This is a genomic window from Algoriphagus aquimarinus, from assembly GCF_900112005.1.
GTDB classification, from domain to species: Bacteria; Bacteroidota; Bacteroidia; order Cytophagales; family Cyclobacteriaceae; genus Algoriphagus; species Algoriphagus aquimarinus.
Genome location: NZ_FOKK01000004.1, coordinates 215,887 through 233,883 on the forward strand (window position 1 = coordinate 215,887; position 17,997 = coordinate 233,883).

A 17,997-nucleotide genomic window follows, 5' to 3' on the forward strand; every position below is an offset into this window, starting at 1 on the left:
GTGTCAATTCCTGGTATGATTAGTACCTATATATAATTTTCACAATTAAAGCCGGCCTGAGACAATTAGGTTCGGATTAGGCTATATGACTTCTAAAAATAAAAGAATAAAAAATCTAGTATTTCTTGGATGCCTCCTTTTGCTAGTCAGTGCTTATGCTATCAGTAAAACGCATTCCCGAGTAGTTAAAACGGAATCTATATCTGAAAACACCATGGAAAAATCATTTTTTGATTTCAAAATGAAAGACCTCAATGGAAAGGAAGTTGACTTCAGTACCTTCAAAGGCAAAAAGATCATAATAGTGAATGTAGCTTCCAAATGTGGGTACACGCCTCAGTATGAAGCCTTGCAAAAGTTATATTCAGAGAACAGTGACAAACTTGTGATTTTAGGTTTTCCGGCCAATAATTTCGGAGGACAAGAGCCAGGCTCAAATGAGGAAATTCAAACCTTTTGTTCTGAGAATTATGGCGTGACTTTTCCGATGTTTGAGAAAGTTTCTGTGAAAGGTTTCGACAAGCACCCACTTTACAGATGGCTATCAGATGCAACTATGAATGGGTGGAACAACGAAGAACCAAGCTGGAATTTTTGCAAATACATGTTGGATGAAAAAGGTGAACTGATCAAGTTTTTCCCTTCTAAAGTAGAACCATTGGATCAAGAAATTATTGATATCATCAACGCTTAATCAGAACCTTTACAGCTGAGTGAAACAAACTATTCAAACAAAAAAAGAAGCCTGGCTGCATTCAGTTAGGCTTCGTACTTTACCCTTAGCTCTGGCAAGTATTTTTGCTGGGTCATTTTTAGCAGCATACAAGTCAGTTTTCCGTTGGGAAATCTTGCTCCTTGCATCGCTTACCACGATCTTTCTTCAGATACTTTCTAATCTGTCCAATGACTATGGGGACAGTATTCATGGTGCTGATCATCAGGATCGTCAAGGACCAATGAGAGCAGTTCAGTCTGGTTTGATTTCTTTACCTGAAATGAAGAAAGCCATGTACCTGTTTGGGGCATTGGCCTTTATTTCTGGTTTGATTCTGCTATTTCTAGCTATTCAAGACTGGGTTCTGTTTGGCATATTTCTAGGAATGGGGTTAGCCGCTATCTGGGCTTCCATTTCTTATACTTCAGGAAATAACCCGTATGGTTATGCTGGTTTTGGAGATATTTCTGTCTTTGTTTTCTTTGGGCTAATGGGAGTTTACGGTACCTATTTCCTTCACAGTTTGGCATGGGATGATTCGGTCATTTGGATAGGGATTGCCCTAGGGCTTTTCAGTGCGGCTGTGCTGAACATCAACAATATTCGAGATATAGAGTCAGATCAGACTGCAGGCAAACGATCCATACCTGTGAGAATCGGAAAAAAAGCGGCAATTGTCTACAATTGGTTTTTGATATTGGGAGGTAATTATTGCCTGTTTATTTTTGCTTTTATCACCAACGAATGGACCTCTCTCCTAGCTCTAGCTGTTTTTCCGATGATGATAAGAATTGGAATTAATGTTCAAAAAGGCAAGGACTCTGAAGCTATAGATCCTAACCTGAAGAAAATGGCGATCAGTACCTTAGTATGGGTTATCCTATTTGGAATAGGTTTAGTTTTTTTAGGAAAAAGCTGACAAAAGTCCTTTTCTTATCCTCTTATTTGGGGTAATTTGGTACAAACAATTCAGCGCTGATATGACTAAAGTACTTGTCCCTTTCGATTTCTCAGAGCAAGCTCAAAATGCTCTGGATTTATCTGCTAACCTGTCTAATAAATTTGACAGTGTTGAGATTACAGTTTTGCACGTCATCGAAGTTCCTTCCACAGCTGGAATGGGCACCATGGGTGGCGGAGAAATGATTCCTGACTACGAAAACCAAATCTTCTTCATTGAACTCATGGATCGCCGCAAAGCTCAGTTTAAAGAACTAGAGAGAAAGCATGCGGGAAATAATTATGCATTTAAAACCAAGATAGTCTTGGGAAATGCGTTTCAAAGCATATCCTCCGCTATTGTAGAGGAAGATCCAGACTTGGTTGTGATGGGTTCGAAAGGATCCAGCGGCATGGAGGAGGTTCTTATAGGAAGTAACACTGAGAAGGTGGTACGCTCTTCACATTGTCCAGTATTGACTGTGAAAGCTGCTGCCAATCCTGAAGCATTTAAGAAGATTGTATTTGCCAGTGATTTCCGTGAGGATCAGGATGAATTAGCAGGTCGTCTGAAATCACTTCAAAAATGGTTTGATGCTGATCTCTATCTAGTTATCATTAATACCCCTGGTAGTTTTGAAACCACACGTGAGTCGGCTGCTAGAATTAAGAAATTTGCCAATAAGTATAACATTGAGCATGCAGTTGCAGAGATTTACAATTCAAATTCAGAGGAAGCTGGAATTGTGGAATTTGCAGAAGACATAGATGCAGATATGATAGCGATGGCAACACATGGTAGATCTGGACTGATTCACCTGTTTACAGGAAGTATCGCAGAAGATGTGGTCAATCATGCAAAGCGTCCTGTTTGGACATTTAAGATTAAGTAATTCACTAATAAGAATAACCTTACCTACTCTTCGGGGTAGGTATTTTCATTTGATTATGGCAAAGAAAAATAACGATTGGAAAAAGCGAGATGGTGTGGTCTATTCCACCAGTGATGACTTCGAATTTCAAACTGGGGGTGAGGAGAGCGACGAAACCCTAGCCTCCAATCAGCAAAATCTAAAGGTATTACTGGATAAAAAAGCACGTGCTGGCAAGAAGGTAACCCTTATAGAAGGCTTTATAGGAAGTGATGATGATCTGAAAGAGTTGGGGAAAATGCTCAAGAATAAATGCGGTGTAGGTGGATCAGCAAAGGATGGAGAAATTCTTATCCAAGGTGATCACCGCGACAAAGTAGTTCAAGTTCTACAGGCTGCTGGATATAAGGCTAAAAAGTCAGGAGGTTGAGTTACATAAAAATAGGGCAAAGGACATTCACTATGCCTTTTTTACCTTTTCATAGTCAACCAAAGGCACTATTGTAGATTAATACTGAATAGGTTCAAAGAAGATCGTTGCGATCAAAAACGATATCACCGAGACTACAAAACCAACCATGAAGATGTTATAACTTTTGCGAAGCAGGCGATACTTCTCTGATAGCACTCTTCCTAGATGATAAATATCAGTAATCATACTGTCGTAAAGGTAATTTCCATCCTCCATCAAAGCATGCATTCCTTCTTTGTATTCGGTAAGTGACATTTCATGGAAATTCCCAAAATAGAGCAGATTGCCCTGCTTTTTGGTGATATCTTCCTTCGTCACTACACCTCTCGTTACTTTGGGACGTGTAGCTAATATAGCGAAGACCATCGCTGTGAGACAGGTCACAATCAGCAAAAACGTAGGAATCATATAGTTTGGATATTCCTCTAGTTTTCGAATCAAGACCGTGACGACGATCGAAATAATAATCGAATTCACAGAGATCATGATGTTGGCCTTATTGTCTGCCAAGGAAGAAAGCTCCAGATGATTTGTGGAAGTGACACGGAACATCGTTTCTACTCCCCGCTCAGACTTCTTCTTGTCCTTATTTTTTTTCTTTCCTTTTGAACTAGACCCTGAATCTTCACCTGTTTCTTTGATTTTCATTTCTATAAGTTGCAAATTTTTTTCCTTTCCAGGTTGCAAAAACTCCTTTGCATATCCAGTATGGTAATGATGAGACATCATAAAAACCTTACTGGCTTTTAACCAATCAGTAAGAGATATTTTCCCGTTCCCGCAATTTTCATTTTCTTTTTTCAAGAGCAGCGTTTGATCAAAAAAGCGATCTGAGCTCAAATGATACAAATCTGAATCACATATAATCTCTTCAAGCAGGTTTTGAGGATTTTGAGGAACGCGTGTTGCAAGAATAATAGACTTTATTCTATCGACTCTTTCATTGCTCACCCCCAATTCGAGTAAGTAATCCTGCGCCATTTCAGCTCCACGCATTTCATGCCCTTCACGGGTTCCTTCCCAATATCCGACATCGTGCATCCAACCTGCAAAAAACAAATCTTCTTGCTCCTCCTCCTTCAACTTATAATAGTCTCCTATCTCTTTGACTTTCTCTACAATCTGTAAGGTATGGTCCAGGTTATGAAAGCAAACTTCGGATTTCTGCCGATTTTCAAACATCTCCCGGATCCAGGATTCAAATTTTTCCAATTGTTTATCCACAGCTATTGACTTATTTTGAACATACTATATTCAAGGTAATTAGTAACAAATTAACAATGATGTATTTTTCTAAGATATTAGTCTTACTTCTATTTCTAAACACACAATGTACCTCTAATGATTCGGAGTTGGGGAAAATGCCATTTCCTGAAGGTTATGATCTGGAAAAATTCCAGAAAATCAAGCTTCAACATGACATGGAAGAGGTTTCTGGCTTGGAGTGGGTTGGAGCAGATCAGCTATGGGCTATAGAAGATGAATCTTCCATTATCTATAGGTTAGATCCTGAAACAGGCAAAATCCTGAAGAAGGGTAAATTTGCAAAAAATAAGGATATAGAAGATTTATTGGTGGTGGATGGCGTAGCCTGGGTCCTCCAGAGTAATGGAACACTCTATGAAGTCAATTCTCCACTTGCAAAAAACACAGAAACTAGTGAGCATCATTTTCCTATCAAAGAAAAAAGAGACTTGGAAGCAATTGTTTCCTCTAAGACAAATTTGTATGTATTCTGCAAGGCATGTAAATGGGACATTGGACCTGAACAAGCCTCCATTTTTCGGTTTGACCTGACATCCAAAAGCTATGATCCCCTCCCCTTCGCAACATTGAAAAGAGAAGAAATACAGCCTCTACTTGTTGGACAAAGCACAAAAGAATTAGATATACAGCCTTCAGCAGCTGCTCTCCATCCTATAGAAAACCTATTCTATATACTTTCCTCAACTGGCAAATGGTTGTTGATAACCGACACAGATTTTAAACCTATAAAAGTATACCTGCTTAACTCTAAGACTTTTAAACAGCCAGAGGGAATAACCTTTGACCCAAAAGGGAATATGTACATATCAAATGAAGCTCAGGACGGTGAACCAAACATTCTGAAATTTGATTATCATCCATGAAGAAAATTGTCCTCCTCCTCATTTTTAGCATTGTTTCCACTTTTCTCATAGCTCAGGAGGCACCTCGAAAGTTTCGTATATACTTGATCGGTGATGCAGGCGAAATGGAAAATGGGCATCACCCAGTGGTAGAGGATATTCGCAAGAAGCTTCAAAATGAAAAAAACTCTACTTCACACATCATCTATTTGGGTGACAATATTTACCCGAGAGGAATGCCCAATTTTGAAGAGGATAATAGGGATCAAGCCGAACTGATATTAAAAACACAACTCGATCTGTACCAACACCTGTCTGGGAAAATCTGGATGGTACCTGGTAACCATGATTGGGAACAGGGAAAAACTGATGGCTGGAATGCAGTACTTCGTGCTGAAGAATACGTGCTGGATAATTATCCAGAAGACAAAGTGCTGTGGATTCCGAGTGGTGGTTGTCCTGGCCCGAATGTAATAGAGCTGGACACGGAGACTATACTCATCACTTTAGATAGCCAATGGTGGCTTCACCTCAAAGACAGACCAGCTGCAGATTCAGACTGTGGTTACAAATCCGAGGAAGAGGTTTTAGCTGAAATAGGTTATGTATTAGAGGAAAATCAGGATAAAACCATCCTAGTAGCTATGCATCATCCTCTTCGATCCTATGGGCCTCACAACGGTGGTTATAGCTGGAAAGACCATCTATTTCCCCTAACAGTCAAATCTCCAAATCTTTATATTCCGTTGCCTATTATCGGTTCCATCTATCCTTTGTATAGAAGCTGGTTTGGAGACATTCAGGATCTTTCCCATCCCAAATATGAAGCAATGATCCAAGCTATGGATAGGATCTTTGACACACATCCGAATGTGATCCAAGTTGCCGGCCATGAGCATGGATTGGCCTATACTCGTGAGGATAATGTGCACTATATAATCAGTGGAGCTGGAGCAAAAAGTACTTATATCAAAAAAAATAATACCGCTGAATTTACTTACACCAAGCAAGGCTATGCGGCTTTGGATTTTTATGAAGACCATGAGGTAAGAATTACATTTTTTGATCCGCTAAAGGAGGAGCCACTTTATGAAACTCAATTGGTCAAACCCTTTGCAGATAATATTTCGGAATTAGAACTTTTCAGCCGCAACCTACCAGATGAAGTCACTCGACCTATTTCTACGCAGTACCTACACGGAAAAGGTTACTACAATTTCTTAGGAAAAAACTACCGAGAAACCTGGGCTATACCAGCCACTTTTCAAGCAATAGACCTGACTAAGGCCAAATCAGGTTTAACTATTATTAAAAAAGGTGGGGGAATGCAAACTCGCTCCTTGAGACTTGCAGACCAAGATGGGAAGGAATATGTAATGCGTTCCATCAACAAATATCCTGAGAACGCACTTTCTGCACCTCTCAGGCAGACTATTGCCAAAGAGATAATTCAGGATCAAATTTCTTCCTCTCACCCCTATGGTGCATTGGCAGTGGCGAGACTCGCTGAGGAGGTTGGGATAGTTCATACAAATCCTAAGATTGTCTATTTGCCTGACGATCCATTGCTGGGGATTTATAGAAAAGATTTTGGAGATGAGTTGTACCTGTTTGAAGAGCGAGAAATAGCCGGTAAAGATGATCCTGATGATATAGAATTTTTCAGCACAGACAAAATGCTCAAAAAGATCCGTTATGATAACGATCATCAAGTCAAGCAGAAAACGGTTCTGAATGCTAGGATTTTTGACCTTTGGATCGCCGATTGGGATAGGCATGATGACCAATGGCGATGGATAGGTGAAAAAGGAAAAAATGGCTGGGAGTTCACTCCTATGCCTAGAGATAGAGATCAGGCTTTTTTCCTGAACCAAGGTTTATTTCCAAAGATTGCGAGTCGAAAATGGGCAAGTCCCAAGTTTCAGGGATTTGACTTTGAAGCTCCTCATTTTGTTTCTGGCTTCATGTTCAACGGTAGGTATTTTGACCGGAGTTTTCTCAATGAGCTAGATCGGGAGGATTGGGAGAAGGCCTTGGATAAAGAAACCGCAAAGATGACCGATCAAGCGATCTCAGACGCATTCAGAGACTGGCCAGAGGAAGTATCAGCGAAAGATGCGCCTGAGATTCAGGCGAAGCTTAGACAGCGTAAAACCTGGCTCAAAGAAGAAATGCTCAAGCACTATGCTTTCCTCTCAAAGGATGTAACTGTGGTTGGATCTAATAAAAATGAGGACTTTGAAGTAAAGTATCACAAGGACGGACGTGTAGAAGTAGAAGTCAGGAAAATCGATAAGTCTGGAGACTTGGAGCAGAAACTTTACCATAGAACTTTCTTGCCTGAGGAAACTGAGGAAATTCGGCTTTATGGATTAAAGGGTGACGATAATTTCAAGTTTAAGGGTGAAGGTCCAGGTAAAATCAAAGTGAGGGTGATTCCTGGTAAAGGCGAAAAAACCTATGAAGACAAGGGAAGCACAAAAAGGAAGAATACGCTCATCTACAAAAATCCTAAAGATGCGGTTCCCATCGAACTTGGTGAAAGCGCTAAAATCAAATATGCACCTTCCTTATCCTATTTAACTTACAATAGGAAAGAATTCAAGTATGATAAGCTCATGCCTCTTGCTTCTGTAGCAATCAATAAGGACGATGGAATCTTCTTAGGCGCAGGAGTACTTTGGGAGAAGCAAGGATTCAAAAAAGAACCATTTGCCATACAGCAATCTATTGTAGGGAATTACGCGATAAAATCCAGTGCATTTAATATAGAATACAATGGTCATGCTGTAGATATCCTAGGGAATCTTGATCTGGTTTGGAAGGCTGATGTACGTGCTCCAGACTATGCTTTTAACTTCTTTGGATTAGGAAATGAGTCTGAGTACAATGACGATACCTATGACGTAGATTTTTATAGATCTAGATTTCGTTGGTATGAATTATACGGAGGCTTACAAGCAAAACTGGGAGAAAGTGGGAGTTTGACTGTAGGCCCACATTATCAGGTTTATCGTTTTGACCCAGATGACAATGCCGACAAATTCATTACCTCAGCTGAAAGTGGCCTGGATCAGATCATACTTGATAAAGCCAAATTCTATACTGGCCTTTCGGGTAAAGTAGTTTTTGACAGAAGAGATCATAAAGCGCTTCCTACTAGAGGACTATACTTTGAAGGAAAAGCAAAAAGAATGTGGGGACTTAATGATCATTCTCAGAATTTCACCAGTATAGACGGGGAACTTGCCTTGTATTGGTCATTCCGATACCCATCTAGATTAGTCTGGGCAAGCAGATTTGGGGCTGGCAAAAACTGGGGGAACTATGAGTTTTTCCAAGGCCAAACGCTGGGAGGTCTAAATAATCTCCGCGGATACAGAAGGTACCGCTTTAATGGTGATGCAGTAGCTTACAATAATACCGAAGTTAGAATTCGAGTATTCAATTTAAACACCTATATACTTCCGGCTACCGTTGGCGTGTTGGCATACAATGATATTGGTCGTGTATGGGTCAAAAACGAAGAATCAGACAAATGGCACAATTCCTATGGAGCAGGAATCTGGTTAGCTCCGCTTAATCAATTGGTAGCTACTTTCTCTGTAGGATTCAACGAGGAAGAATTCTTACCCTTCTTTTCCTTCGGATATCAATTTTGATAAATCATCTTCCGTAGTGTTAGATTTCGGGGTCACGGATACACGAATAGCACGCAGACCATGCACTCCTTGCATCTCCTCCAGTTCCAGCTCTTCAATTTGATCTTCTAGCTGTCCTTTATTCTGTAGGTAATTAATGAAATCCAAGTATTCTTTGGCCTCCCGCTTCTGCGAATAGACAATAGCTATTTTACCTGGCTGCACCAGGCGTTCTTGAGTTCCTGAAACCAGCGCTTTGTCAATTCGCTTTTTCATGATTTCATATCGAATATTATAAGCCCCTTCCACATCGAACTTTCGCTCATCCAGTCTGAAACTGATGGAAATAGGTGTACTATGTGCCAGAATGAGTTGAGTGATTTCCAGTGGACTTTCCAATTCAGGTTTCTTTTTCTCAATTAGATGAAAGACCTCTATCAAGCTCTGAAGCTGCCAAAGCCTTAAGTTTTTCAGGTAAATCTTATCAAACTTTTGATTTTTCACCAAGGATTGACCAATGTAAATATTGTATTCAATGCCATCGGTTTTAAACTTCTCAAAATAGTGAGGGAAAATTTGCTGGATCTTCATCTCCTGCTCATCCATGAAAGCACCCACCGTATGGTTGATTAACTGAAGGCTTTTTTCAAAAGCTCTACGGTGCTGATTGACAATCTCAAGTTGTGGATCCAATCCATCAAAGTATGCTTTCACCTCCCCTTTCAAGTCATCGTATGTTTCACTTAGGTGGAGAAATGTAGGTTCTAACTCCCGATGAAAAAACTCTGTGATCCGTACTTCTTCCTCACTGAGCAAAATCAGATTAATCCTACGTTTGTATTCATCAATTTGGTCGATCAGACTGTCTAGTAAAGGCAAGTAATGCAACTTACCAGCGAGTTCTAAAATAGCCTTTCCCCTATCCAATTGGATAACAAAGTCATCATGGATTGCTCTATTTCGCTCAATCGAAGAGTTTTTGACATCAACCGCCGCATACAATGGATAGACATCCTTGAAAAGTATAGGCTTGATCTCAGGACTTTTTCCTTCTTCTTCCTCTAGCACATAATCCAAGGCAATTTCGTCGAATTTCCACTCCACTACTGGGTGAATTGCGGTGAAGTTCTTCCTGATAATGGCTTTAATTTTATAATCAAGATTTTCAGCTTGCCTATTTAAAGCAAGAGAAAGTGAGGGAGCTAATTGATCCAATGTGTGAAGCATCAAAGGATCAAATTTGCCTTTTTCGAAGGAACATATTTCTAAAACCCCTACCAGATTACCATTATGGCGCAATGGATACAGTATTATTTCCTGCAGCCCCATGTCTAGAACACGATTTACTAGTGGCAATTCATCTCCTGCTTTCTGAAGATCTTTTAGAAAAATTGGTTTTTTCACATTAGATAGAAATTCCATGATCGCATGGTAAGGTTCGTCACTACCAGGTGTAAAAAGCTGTCGAATCAAATAACTGTAAGCTAGCCGACTTTCAGACATTATTATCCTACCGGAAATATTTTGAAGAACTGCCAAACCAACCTTTAAACCACCTCTATTCAATAGACTTTTCACAGAGTCCTCTACGATCCACATGAACTCTTCTGCACTTACCTGATCTTGCTTGAGTACGGCTTCATTGAGTGTTGCGACACTTTGAGACACTGTCAAATCATTTGCTTCCATGATTATAAAACCATGAAATTCGAAAAGATCTAAAGGGAGCAATTCTTTGATGCGCTCTAGTTCAAATTGGTAAGGTTCAGCTTTGGTACAGAAATCCGAATGATCTTCAAGCTTAGGCAGTGGAGCTTTTGCAACTATTCGAACAAACTGAGAATTCAGTTCAATTTGGTAATGTCTATTTACACCATCATTTCCCCTGAACTTGAAAATCATTGGAGGAAATTGATTCATTTTTATTCCATAAAACTGATTTAGAATCATGCCATATATATGAACCATCTTATCAAATGAGATCCGTTCATAATCTAGATCGTCGGGAGCCTTCATTCCCCCATTTTCATCTAAAAATTGAGCTTTAAAGGCAGGAGTAGCGTAAATAGGATTATATTCAAAAGGTTTGGAGATCGCTAGAATCTTCTTGTCCTCCTGTCCAGAAAGTGGAAATAAGGAACTAAGAATCAAACCAAAGCCAAGTCTATTTTCATCAGTCGTTAAAACTTCAGGATTGATGTCAGCTTCCAGCAACTGAGGGAAATTTCTTATGCGATTTAAGTAATCGTGATACAGGCAAGTGCTAGGATGAATATTATCAGCAAGTGCTTCCCATCTTTCAAGTAAAAGCTTAAAGTCTAAAAAAGAGCTGTTGATATTCCCTTTGATTTTATCCAGTGAATCCATTTGTAACTAGTCAGTTACTGGAAAATACCTTTTTTAAAGAAGATAAGTTCAATAACGACTACTTATCATCCAGATTCCTCACGTCTACACTGACCTTCATTTCCTGCTCACTTCCACTATAGACGATTCCTTTTAGAGGGGTTACGTCTGCAAAATCTCGCCCTACTGCCACACGGATGTGCTTATCGTTGACCAGGAGATTATTTGTCGCATCAAACTCCACCCATTCGTGCCCTGGAATATATACTGCAATCCAAGCATGTGAAGCATCTGCACCTATTAATTTTGGCTTACCTGGAGGAGGCAAAGTCTCTAAATATCCACTGACATATCGAGCAGACAATCCAATTACCCGTAAGCAGGCCAGAGAGAAATGTGCAAAATCCTGACAGACTCCTTTTTTGTGTTTAAACACTTTTTCCAGCGGAGTACTGATATCTGAGAATCCCGGAGTGAAAGCAAAATCACGAAATATCCGAGTATTCAGATCAAGCATCGCTTCCATTATTGGTCGCTCCGGAGTGAAAGATTTCAACGTATAAGCACGTATCCCATCCACAAATTGAACGTGGTTCGACTCTAAGTAATATTGTCGGACATCCGTAGAAGTTTCTGTGGAATGAAGTAATTCGACCACTTTTTCCCAAGGCATTGTTTTGGAAGGTTTCACCGAAATCCATGATGGAACCGTGAGTTCAACGACACTTTTGGAGCTTACAGTTAGGTTCTTATGAGATCTTTCCACAGAGAAATACAGGTACTTATTTCCAAAAAAATCGGTCCTCTCTATCTCTGAACTTGGTTTAGGGGTAATCTCACAGGAATATTCTTCCACATTTTGAAAAGGTAGATTTGGAGGAATTTGGAACATCAGGTTATGACAAAGAGTAGCTGGGAACTCGTAGATATAATCTGTGATATGTGTGACTTTATATTTCATATCTCAGGAATTACAGAGGATTGAATCATACTGTATCTCGTTTCAGTGTGACTAAAGTATTTCTCATAAATAAAATCAGAAGTTTCGTGCAGAAGGCCAATGATCTGATTCAAAAGAGCTGTTAATTCATCAAATTCTTGGCTATCTTCATTAGGTACACACAGAGATTGGATGTCACACAATCTAATTTTGGTGATTGCTTCTAATAGCTTCTTACGCTCCATGCTGAAAAGTTCTTTTTCATCTTGATTTGGAAGTGTTTTCAGGTGACTGTCAATCTCCAGCAATTGGAAAACAAGTGACCTTGGGTTGTCTTCATGCAAAATCAACAAACTCAGTACGCCATGCATCTCAAGATTGGATCGATAGCGATAACGGTAGGTGACCAAGCTTTCATTGCAACGCAGTGTATCCTCCATCAATTCTTTATTTGATTCAGAATCAAAGGATTTACTAAGCATTCCCCTCAAAATCATACAGTTATTAGCAGCAGACTCAATAAATCGCCCAATATTTAATAAATGCCAAGTGGGTTCACGAGTCATATTATCAATATTCAGCCCGTAAAAAGCCATCAATTTCACCACCATATTATCCAAGCTTTGGTAAGCTTGCGTAAGATTCGTGTCTGATTTGCGCATACGAGTGAGCTCTTCCGAGATACTGTCTAATATCCTCCAAGTATCCAAACTCAACCTATCTCTAACTGAGTAAGCATTAGTAAGAAAGGACTGAATCGAATAAGCTATGCTACCAGATTTCTTCACATCATGCACTAAAGCAAGCAATTCAGCTTCTGGATTTTTCAGATTCTTTTTGACAGTGAATCCTGGCAACGTGCCTGTCATCACTGTGAGCGTTTGTAGTAATGTGCTTAAGACTGGATTCTCATGAATGTGGATATCCTCGTCCACTTCATTGTACGAAAGTAAGGTCATACGCATCAGACGCACAGAATATGCTGATCTTTCCAGATATCTCCCCAGCCAAAATAAACGCTCTCCAGTACGACTTGGAAGTACATTTCGAACCAATGGCTGAATTTTTATAGGCTTTGTAATGGAAGTTGTGACATCCTTTCCTTTGCCTAGCACCCAAGTATCTTTACTGATTCCACCTGTTTGATTAGATACTAAAAATGCACCTTCTTCTGGAGAACTTCGTGAGAGTCCACCTGGCATTACTTTATAACTCTTATTTTCAGAGTCAGCAACAACGTAACTTCTGAAAACAGCATTTCTTGCTTCCAGTTTATTATTGATCCACGAAGGGGTAGTCGAAAATTCTACCATCTCCTGCCCTACGTACATGTATGGACTACGGCGAATTTCTCGCTTCAAAAGTTCCAACTCAGCTTTCGAGAGATCTCCTCCGAAAACAGATTTCTTCTGTGTTCCTCGGTAAATATTCCGGATCACCAATGTGTCAATATGTTCGAAAACATACTTCATTTCCTTAGGTTGACCACACCACCAAGTAGCTACAGATGGCAAAATAAGATCTTCACCTAGCAGATGCTTGCTGATTTTAGGCAAAAAGGCCATTAAACCCGGGTTCTCTAAAACTCTACATCCCAGCGGGTTAATCACCAGAACTTTTCGTTGTCTTACTGCTTCCATAAGACCTACAACTCCGAGGTGTGAATCGTTTCTATATTCCAAAGGATCACAAAAAACATCGTCCACGCGGCGGATAATTACATCGACTTTCTCAAGTCCTTTGATGGTTTTTAGCCATACATATCCATCACTTACCGTCAGATCTTCACCAAAAGCAAGCGTAAATCCCATGAATGATGAGATGTATGCATGCTCAAAAAAGGTTTCGTTGGTAGGCCCAGGAGAAAGTAAAACTACTCTTGGGTTTTCCTTATTGTTAGTAGTTAGGTTACTAAGTGTGTTTTTGAAAGTCTGATAATATGACGTTATTTTCCTCACATGATTTTCCCGAATAAGATCAGGGAAAACACGGGTCATGGCTGCTCGGTTTTCGAATGTATATCCCGAGCCAGAAGGTGCATCAGTTCTATCATGAAGAACCCACATTTTACCATTTGGCCCACGCGCCAAATCGGAAGAATACTGGATGAGCTGTTGATCTCCATCCAATTTTATATTGTGAGCCTGCCTTAGGAAACCTCCATGATTGTAAACCAATTCAAATGGAATATGCCCCTCTTTGATAAGTGTTTGATCACCATATAAGTCACTAAGGACTAGGTTTAATAATTCAGTACGCTGAAGCAAACCTTTTTCGATTCCCTCCCATTCTTCACTGCTGAATACCATGGGAACAGGATCCAAAATCCACGGCCTATTCATGCCATTTGGATCTCCGTAAACATTGTAGGTTACTCCATTTTCACGAAGCTGTCGACCAACTTCCTCGTGAAACTGTTCCATTTTCTCAGAGCCGATTTGCTCGTAGTATTTTGCCAATCGTTCCCAATGGGGATGTATTTTACCTTGGTCGGTTGCCATTTCATCCAGAAACGGCGCATTATTGAACATTTTGTCAATAAGATAAGACTCAATCATGTTTCAAAATTGACCCAAATAAGCTTGAAATAATAAACAATTATCGTTTTTTATACCGTCTGAGATCCATTGTATACGGAAATTCAGGATTAACTACCTCTGGTGAATCGTCATAGGTTGTTTCCACATTCACTTTAGTGATATATCTTCCTGACTGCTGATCATCCTGCACAGCGGTTATAGGTTCATTAGGAGTTTTATTTATGGTATGACCAAAGTCAAAGAAGCGTGAAATCCTACGCGATTCAGCCTCATTGCTGTTGATAGGGAAATTGTCATAGCTTCTACCTCCTGGATGAACGACATGGTATTGACATGCTGCTACCGACTTCTTCGTCCAGGTATCATACAAATCAATCACCAGTGGCGTATCAATGCCAATGGTAGGATGCAAAGCAGAATAAGGCTGCCACGCTCTGTATCTGATGCCAGCAACAAACTCACCCTGCACACCAGTGTTCTTCAAAGGAATTCTATGTCCGTTGCAAAGCAAATGATAGCGAGAATCCGTCAAGCCAGTGATTTTTACCTGCAATCTTTCTAGAGAAGAATCTACATACCTAGCCGTACCGGTACTGGACATCTCTTCGCCCAAGACGTGCCAAGGCTCAATAGCCATCTTCATATCTATATGAATGTCTTCTACTTGTAACTCCCCAATGAAAGGGAAGCGAAAAGAGAAGAACGGATCAAACCAAGCGATGTCAAAATTGTATCCAGCGCCTTTCAGGTCATTAACAATCTCTGTCATATCCTTCTGACAATAATGAGGAAGTAGGAACTTGTCATGCAGAGAAGTTCCCCATCTTACTAGCTTATGCTTATATGGCTCTTTCCAAAACCAGCTCATCAATGAACGTATCAACAGCAACTGAACCATACTCATTCTATAATGAGGAGGCATGTCAAATCCTCTGAATTCAAGAATTCCAAGGCGTCCCGTGCTAGAATCTGGCGAGTAAAGTTTATCGATGCAAAACTCTGCCCGGTGAGTATTACCGGTAATATCTACCAGCAAATTCCTAAAAATCCGGTCAACCATCCAGAATGGAATTTCATTTTCTTTGCCGTCAGGTACCTGCTGAAATGCCAACTCTAGTTCATACAGCATATCGTCCCTGCCTTCATCCACTCTAGGAGCCTGACTAGTTGGGCCGATAAACTGAGTGGAAAATAGGTAGGACAAAGAAGGATGATGCTGCCAATAAGTGATGAAGCTTCGTAAAACATCTGGTCTCCGCAAAAGCGGGCTATTTTCTGGAGACGAGCCTCCTAGCGTGATGTGATTTCCACCACCAGTACCAGTATGCTTTCCATCCACATTGAATTTCTCGCTGATGAGACGCGATTCACGGGCTTTTTCATAGAGTATTCCATAATTATTCGTGATTTCCTTCCAGCTTTTTGCCGGCTGAATATTCACTTCGATTACACCAGGATCTGGAGTAATCATCATCTTTTCGATACGCTTATCCGAAGGAGGATCATATCCTTCGATCAAGATCGGAATTTCAAGCTTTTCGGCAGTTCGCTCCACTGCAGACACCAAATCAAGGTAATTCTCAATGCGGTTAAGAGGAGGAAAGAAAACAAACAACTTACCCTCTCTAACTTCAACTACTAGGGAGGTCTTGAAAATTCGCTTTGAATTCTTAGGTTTTACCTTGAATTCTGTTGATTTAGTGTCCGAATCTGGCAATTCGGGCACATCTGCAAATAAATCTGTTTCTGGCTTGATCGGCTCTTCTGCAGGCGGAGTAAATTCGATTGAGTCAAGAGGCAACCTTAATCCAGCTGGAGAATTCCCAGGCATTAGGAACAAATCTTTGCGCCTGAATTCCCAGCGGCAACTTTGCCACAGTTTTTCGTCGACATCCCATTCAAGGGGAATAGTAAATGCGACCGGTTTATCCAGACCTTCATTGAGCAATTCCGCCAATTTCTGACGCTCAAGAGGTGATTTCAGATCGTATTTGTATGGATCAATATTTACAGGGACTTTTCCTTCCTGCCAAATAAAGTAGAATGGATCCTCATATAGTGGAGTCAAATTGCTTTTGTCCAGATTCAGCTGGCTAACCAATTCGGACATGAACTTCTCCGCATCGGCATCACCCATTCCATAATCCTTGGACAAATCAGCCATCAAAGCATCGTTATGCCACATGGGCTTACCGTCTTTTCTCCAGAAGCAAGCCAATTTCCACCTAGGTAAAGGCTCACCGGGATACCATTTACCCTGACCGTATTGCATTAGTGCGCCTTCCCCGAATTCGCCTTTAAGTTTATGAAAAAGTGTATTGGAAAGGCTTCTCTTGTGCTCACCGTCTGCATCGGAATTCCATTCTGGCGCATCTTGATTGTCTACTGATACAAAAGTCGGTTCCCCTCCCATCGTAAGTCGCACGTCATTGGCAACCAAGTCTTCATCTACGGTATCGCCTACCGCTAGAATTTGTGCCCATTGATCTTCAGAGTAAGGTTTGGTCACTCGGGGAGTTTCTTCAATTCTAGTAACTTCGTTTTTGAAGAAAAACTCGGTCTCAGTTGGCTCAGACATACCAGAAATCGGCGCTGCATCCTGAGGATTTGGAGTACAAGCAAGTGGAATATGCCCTTCTCCAGCAAATAAGCCAGATGTAGAATCCAAACCAATCCAACCTGCTCCAGGCACATAAACTTCTGTCCAAGCATGTAAGTCCGTAAAATCTTCTTCTGGTCCAGAAGGTCCATCAAGGGATTTCTCATCTGCGGTCAGCTGTACGAGATAGCCTGAAGCAAAACGAGAAGCCATCCCTATATGACGGAGAACCTGAACAAATAGCCATGCAAAATCACGGCACGAACCTGAACCGATCGTTAGCGTTTCGCTACAGGATTGTACCCCTGGTTCCATGCGGACATTATATTTCAACTCCTGATTGATCATAGCGTTGATCGCTACGAGATAATCCACGGTGATAATATCTTTGGTAATTAAGCCTTTTGCCTTTTCTACCAATTTCATCAGCAGCGGGTCTTTTTCCTTGATCTCCAAATACGGACCAAGTTGAACTTTTAGGCTTTCCTCATAGTCAAAGGGAAAACTTGATGCATAATCATCTACAAAAAAATCAAAGGGATTGATCACCACCATATCAGCGATTACTTCCACATCAATCTCGAAAAACTTGACTTTCTCAGGAAAAACCACTCGCGCTAAATAATTACCAAAAGGGTCTTGCTGCCAGTTGATAAAGTGATTTTCAGGCTTAATATTCAAAGAATAGCCTTTGATGTGTGTACGTGAATGCGGTGCTGGACGAAGTCGAATGACCTGAGGACTTAGATTGATGTGACGATCGTACTCATACTTAGTATAGTGCCGAATAGCAACTTTGATAGACATAGGCTAGGTTGAAAATTC

Annotated in this window: 11 protein-coding genes; 6 read left to right on the plus strand and 5 right to left on the minus strand. The window is 40.5% G+C overall.

Annotated elements, in window-relative coordinates; translation table 11 throughout:
• Window positions 1-85: 85 nt before the first annotated feature.
• The 4 genes from BM291_RS06845 (at window position 86) to BM291_RS06860 (ending at window position 2,956) form a co-directional block, all read left to right on the plus strand.
• Window positions 86-694: a glutathione peroxidase gene (locus tag BM291_RS06845; RefSeq protein WP_175499662.1), complete on the plus strand. Its 609-nt coding sequence runs from the start codon at window positions 86-88 to the stop codon at window positions 692-694.
• A gap of 19 nt (window positions 695-713) precedes the next feature.
• On the plus strand, window positions 714-1,634 hold the full coding sequence (locus BM291_RS06850; RefSeq protein WP_092895645.1) for a 1,4-dihydroxy-2-naphthoate polyprenyltransferase: 921 nt from the start codon (window positions 714-716) through the stop codon (window positions 1,632-1,634).
• A 61-nt stretch (window positions 1,635-1,695) separates the two neighbouring features.
• Window positions 1,696-2,547, plus strand: a complete 852-nt coding sequence (locus BM291_RS06855) for a universal stress protein (RefSeq protein WP_092895647.1) — start codon at window positions 1,696-1,698, stop codon at window positions 2,545-2,547.
• A gap of 55 nt (window positions 2,548-2,602) precedes the next feature.
• On the plus strand, window positions 2,603-2,956 hold the full coding sequence (locus BM291_RS06860) for a translation initiation factor (RefSeq protein WP_092895649.1): 354 nt from the start codon (window positions 2,603-2,605) through the stop codon (window positions 2,954-2,956).
• A gap of 78 nt (window positions 2,957-3,034) precedes the next feature.
• On the opposite strand, the gene BM291_RS06865 is transcribed toward BM291_RS06860, so the two are convergent.
• Window positions 3,035-4,210 (minus strand): Pycsar system effector family protein, encoded by a 1,176-nt coding sequence (locus BM291_RS06865; protein WP_245786792.1) that lies wholly within the window; start codon window positions 4,208-4,210, stop codon window positions 3,035-3,037.
• Between the two features lie 68 nt (window positions 4,211-4,278).
• Here BM291_RS06865 and BM291_RS06870 point away from each other — a divergent pair, with 68 nt between their 5' ends.
• Together BM291_RS06870 and BM291_RS06875 are read left to right on the plus strand one after the other, a co-directional pair.
• Window positions 4,279-5,127 (plus strand): SdiA-regulated domain-containing protein, encoded by an 849-nt coding sequence (locus BM291_RS06870; protein ID WP_139229056.1) that lies wholly within the window; start codon window positions 4,279-4,281, stop codon window positions 5,125-5,127.
• On the plus strand, window positions 5,124-8,768 hold the full coding sequence (locus BM291_RS06875) for a BamA/TamA family outer membrane protein (protein WP_092895655.1): 3,645 nt from the start codon (window positions 5,124-5,126) through the stop codon (window positions 8,766-8,768). The genes BM291_RS06870 and BM291_RS06875 overlap by 4 nt, the downstream gene beginning before the upstream one ends.
• Here the strand turns inward: BM291_RS06875 and BM291_RS06880 are convergent.
• From BM291_RS06880 to BM291_RS06895, 4 genes are read right to left on the minus strand one after another with little or no spacing between them, the layout of a single operon-like run.
• Window positions 8,736-11,114, minus strand: a complete 2,379-nt coding sequence (locus BM291_RS06880) for a GAF domain-containing protein (RefSeq protein WP_092895657.1) — start codon at window positions 11,112-11,114, stop codon at window positions 8,736-8,738. The genes BM291_RS06875 and BM291_RS06880 overlap by 33 nt on opposite strands.
• Before the next feature lie 58 nt (window positions 11,115-11,172).
• On the minus strand, window positions 11,173-12,054 hold the full coding sequence (locus tag BM291_RS06885; RefSeq protein WP_092895659.1) for a transglutaminase family protein: 882 nt from the start codon (window positions 12,052-12,054) through the stop codon (window positions 11,173-11,175).
• Entirely contained in the window at window positions 12,051-14,591 is a 2,541-nt protein-coding gene (locus BM291_RS06890) for a circularly permuted type 2 ATP-grasp protein (protein WP_092895661.1), read from the minus strand. The genes BM291_RS06885 and BM291_RS06890 overlap by 4 nt, the downstream gene beginning before the upstream one ends.
• A gap of 40 nt (window positions 14,592-14,631) precedes the next feature.
• Entirely contained in the window at window positions 14,632-17,979 is a 3,348-nt protein-coding gene (locus BM291_RS06895; RefSeq protein ID WP_092895663.1) for a transglutaminase family protein, read from the minus strand.
• Window positions 17,980-17,997: the final 18 nt, after the last annotated feature.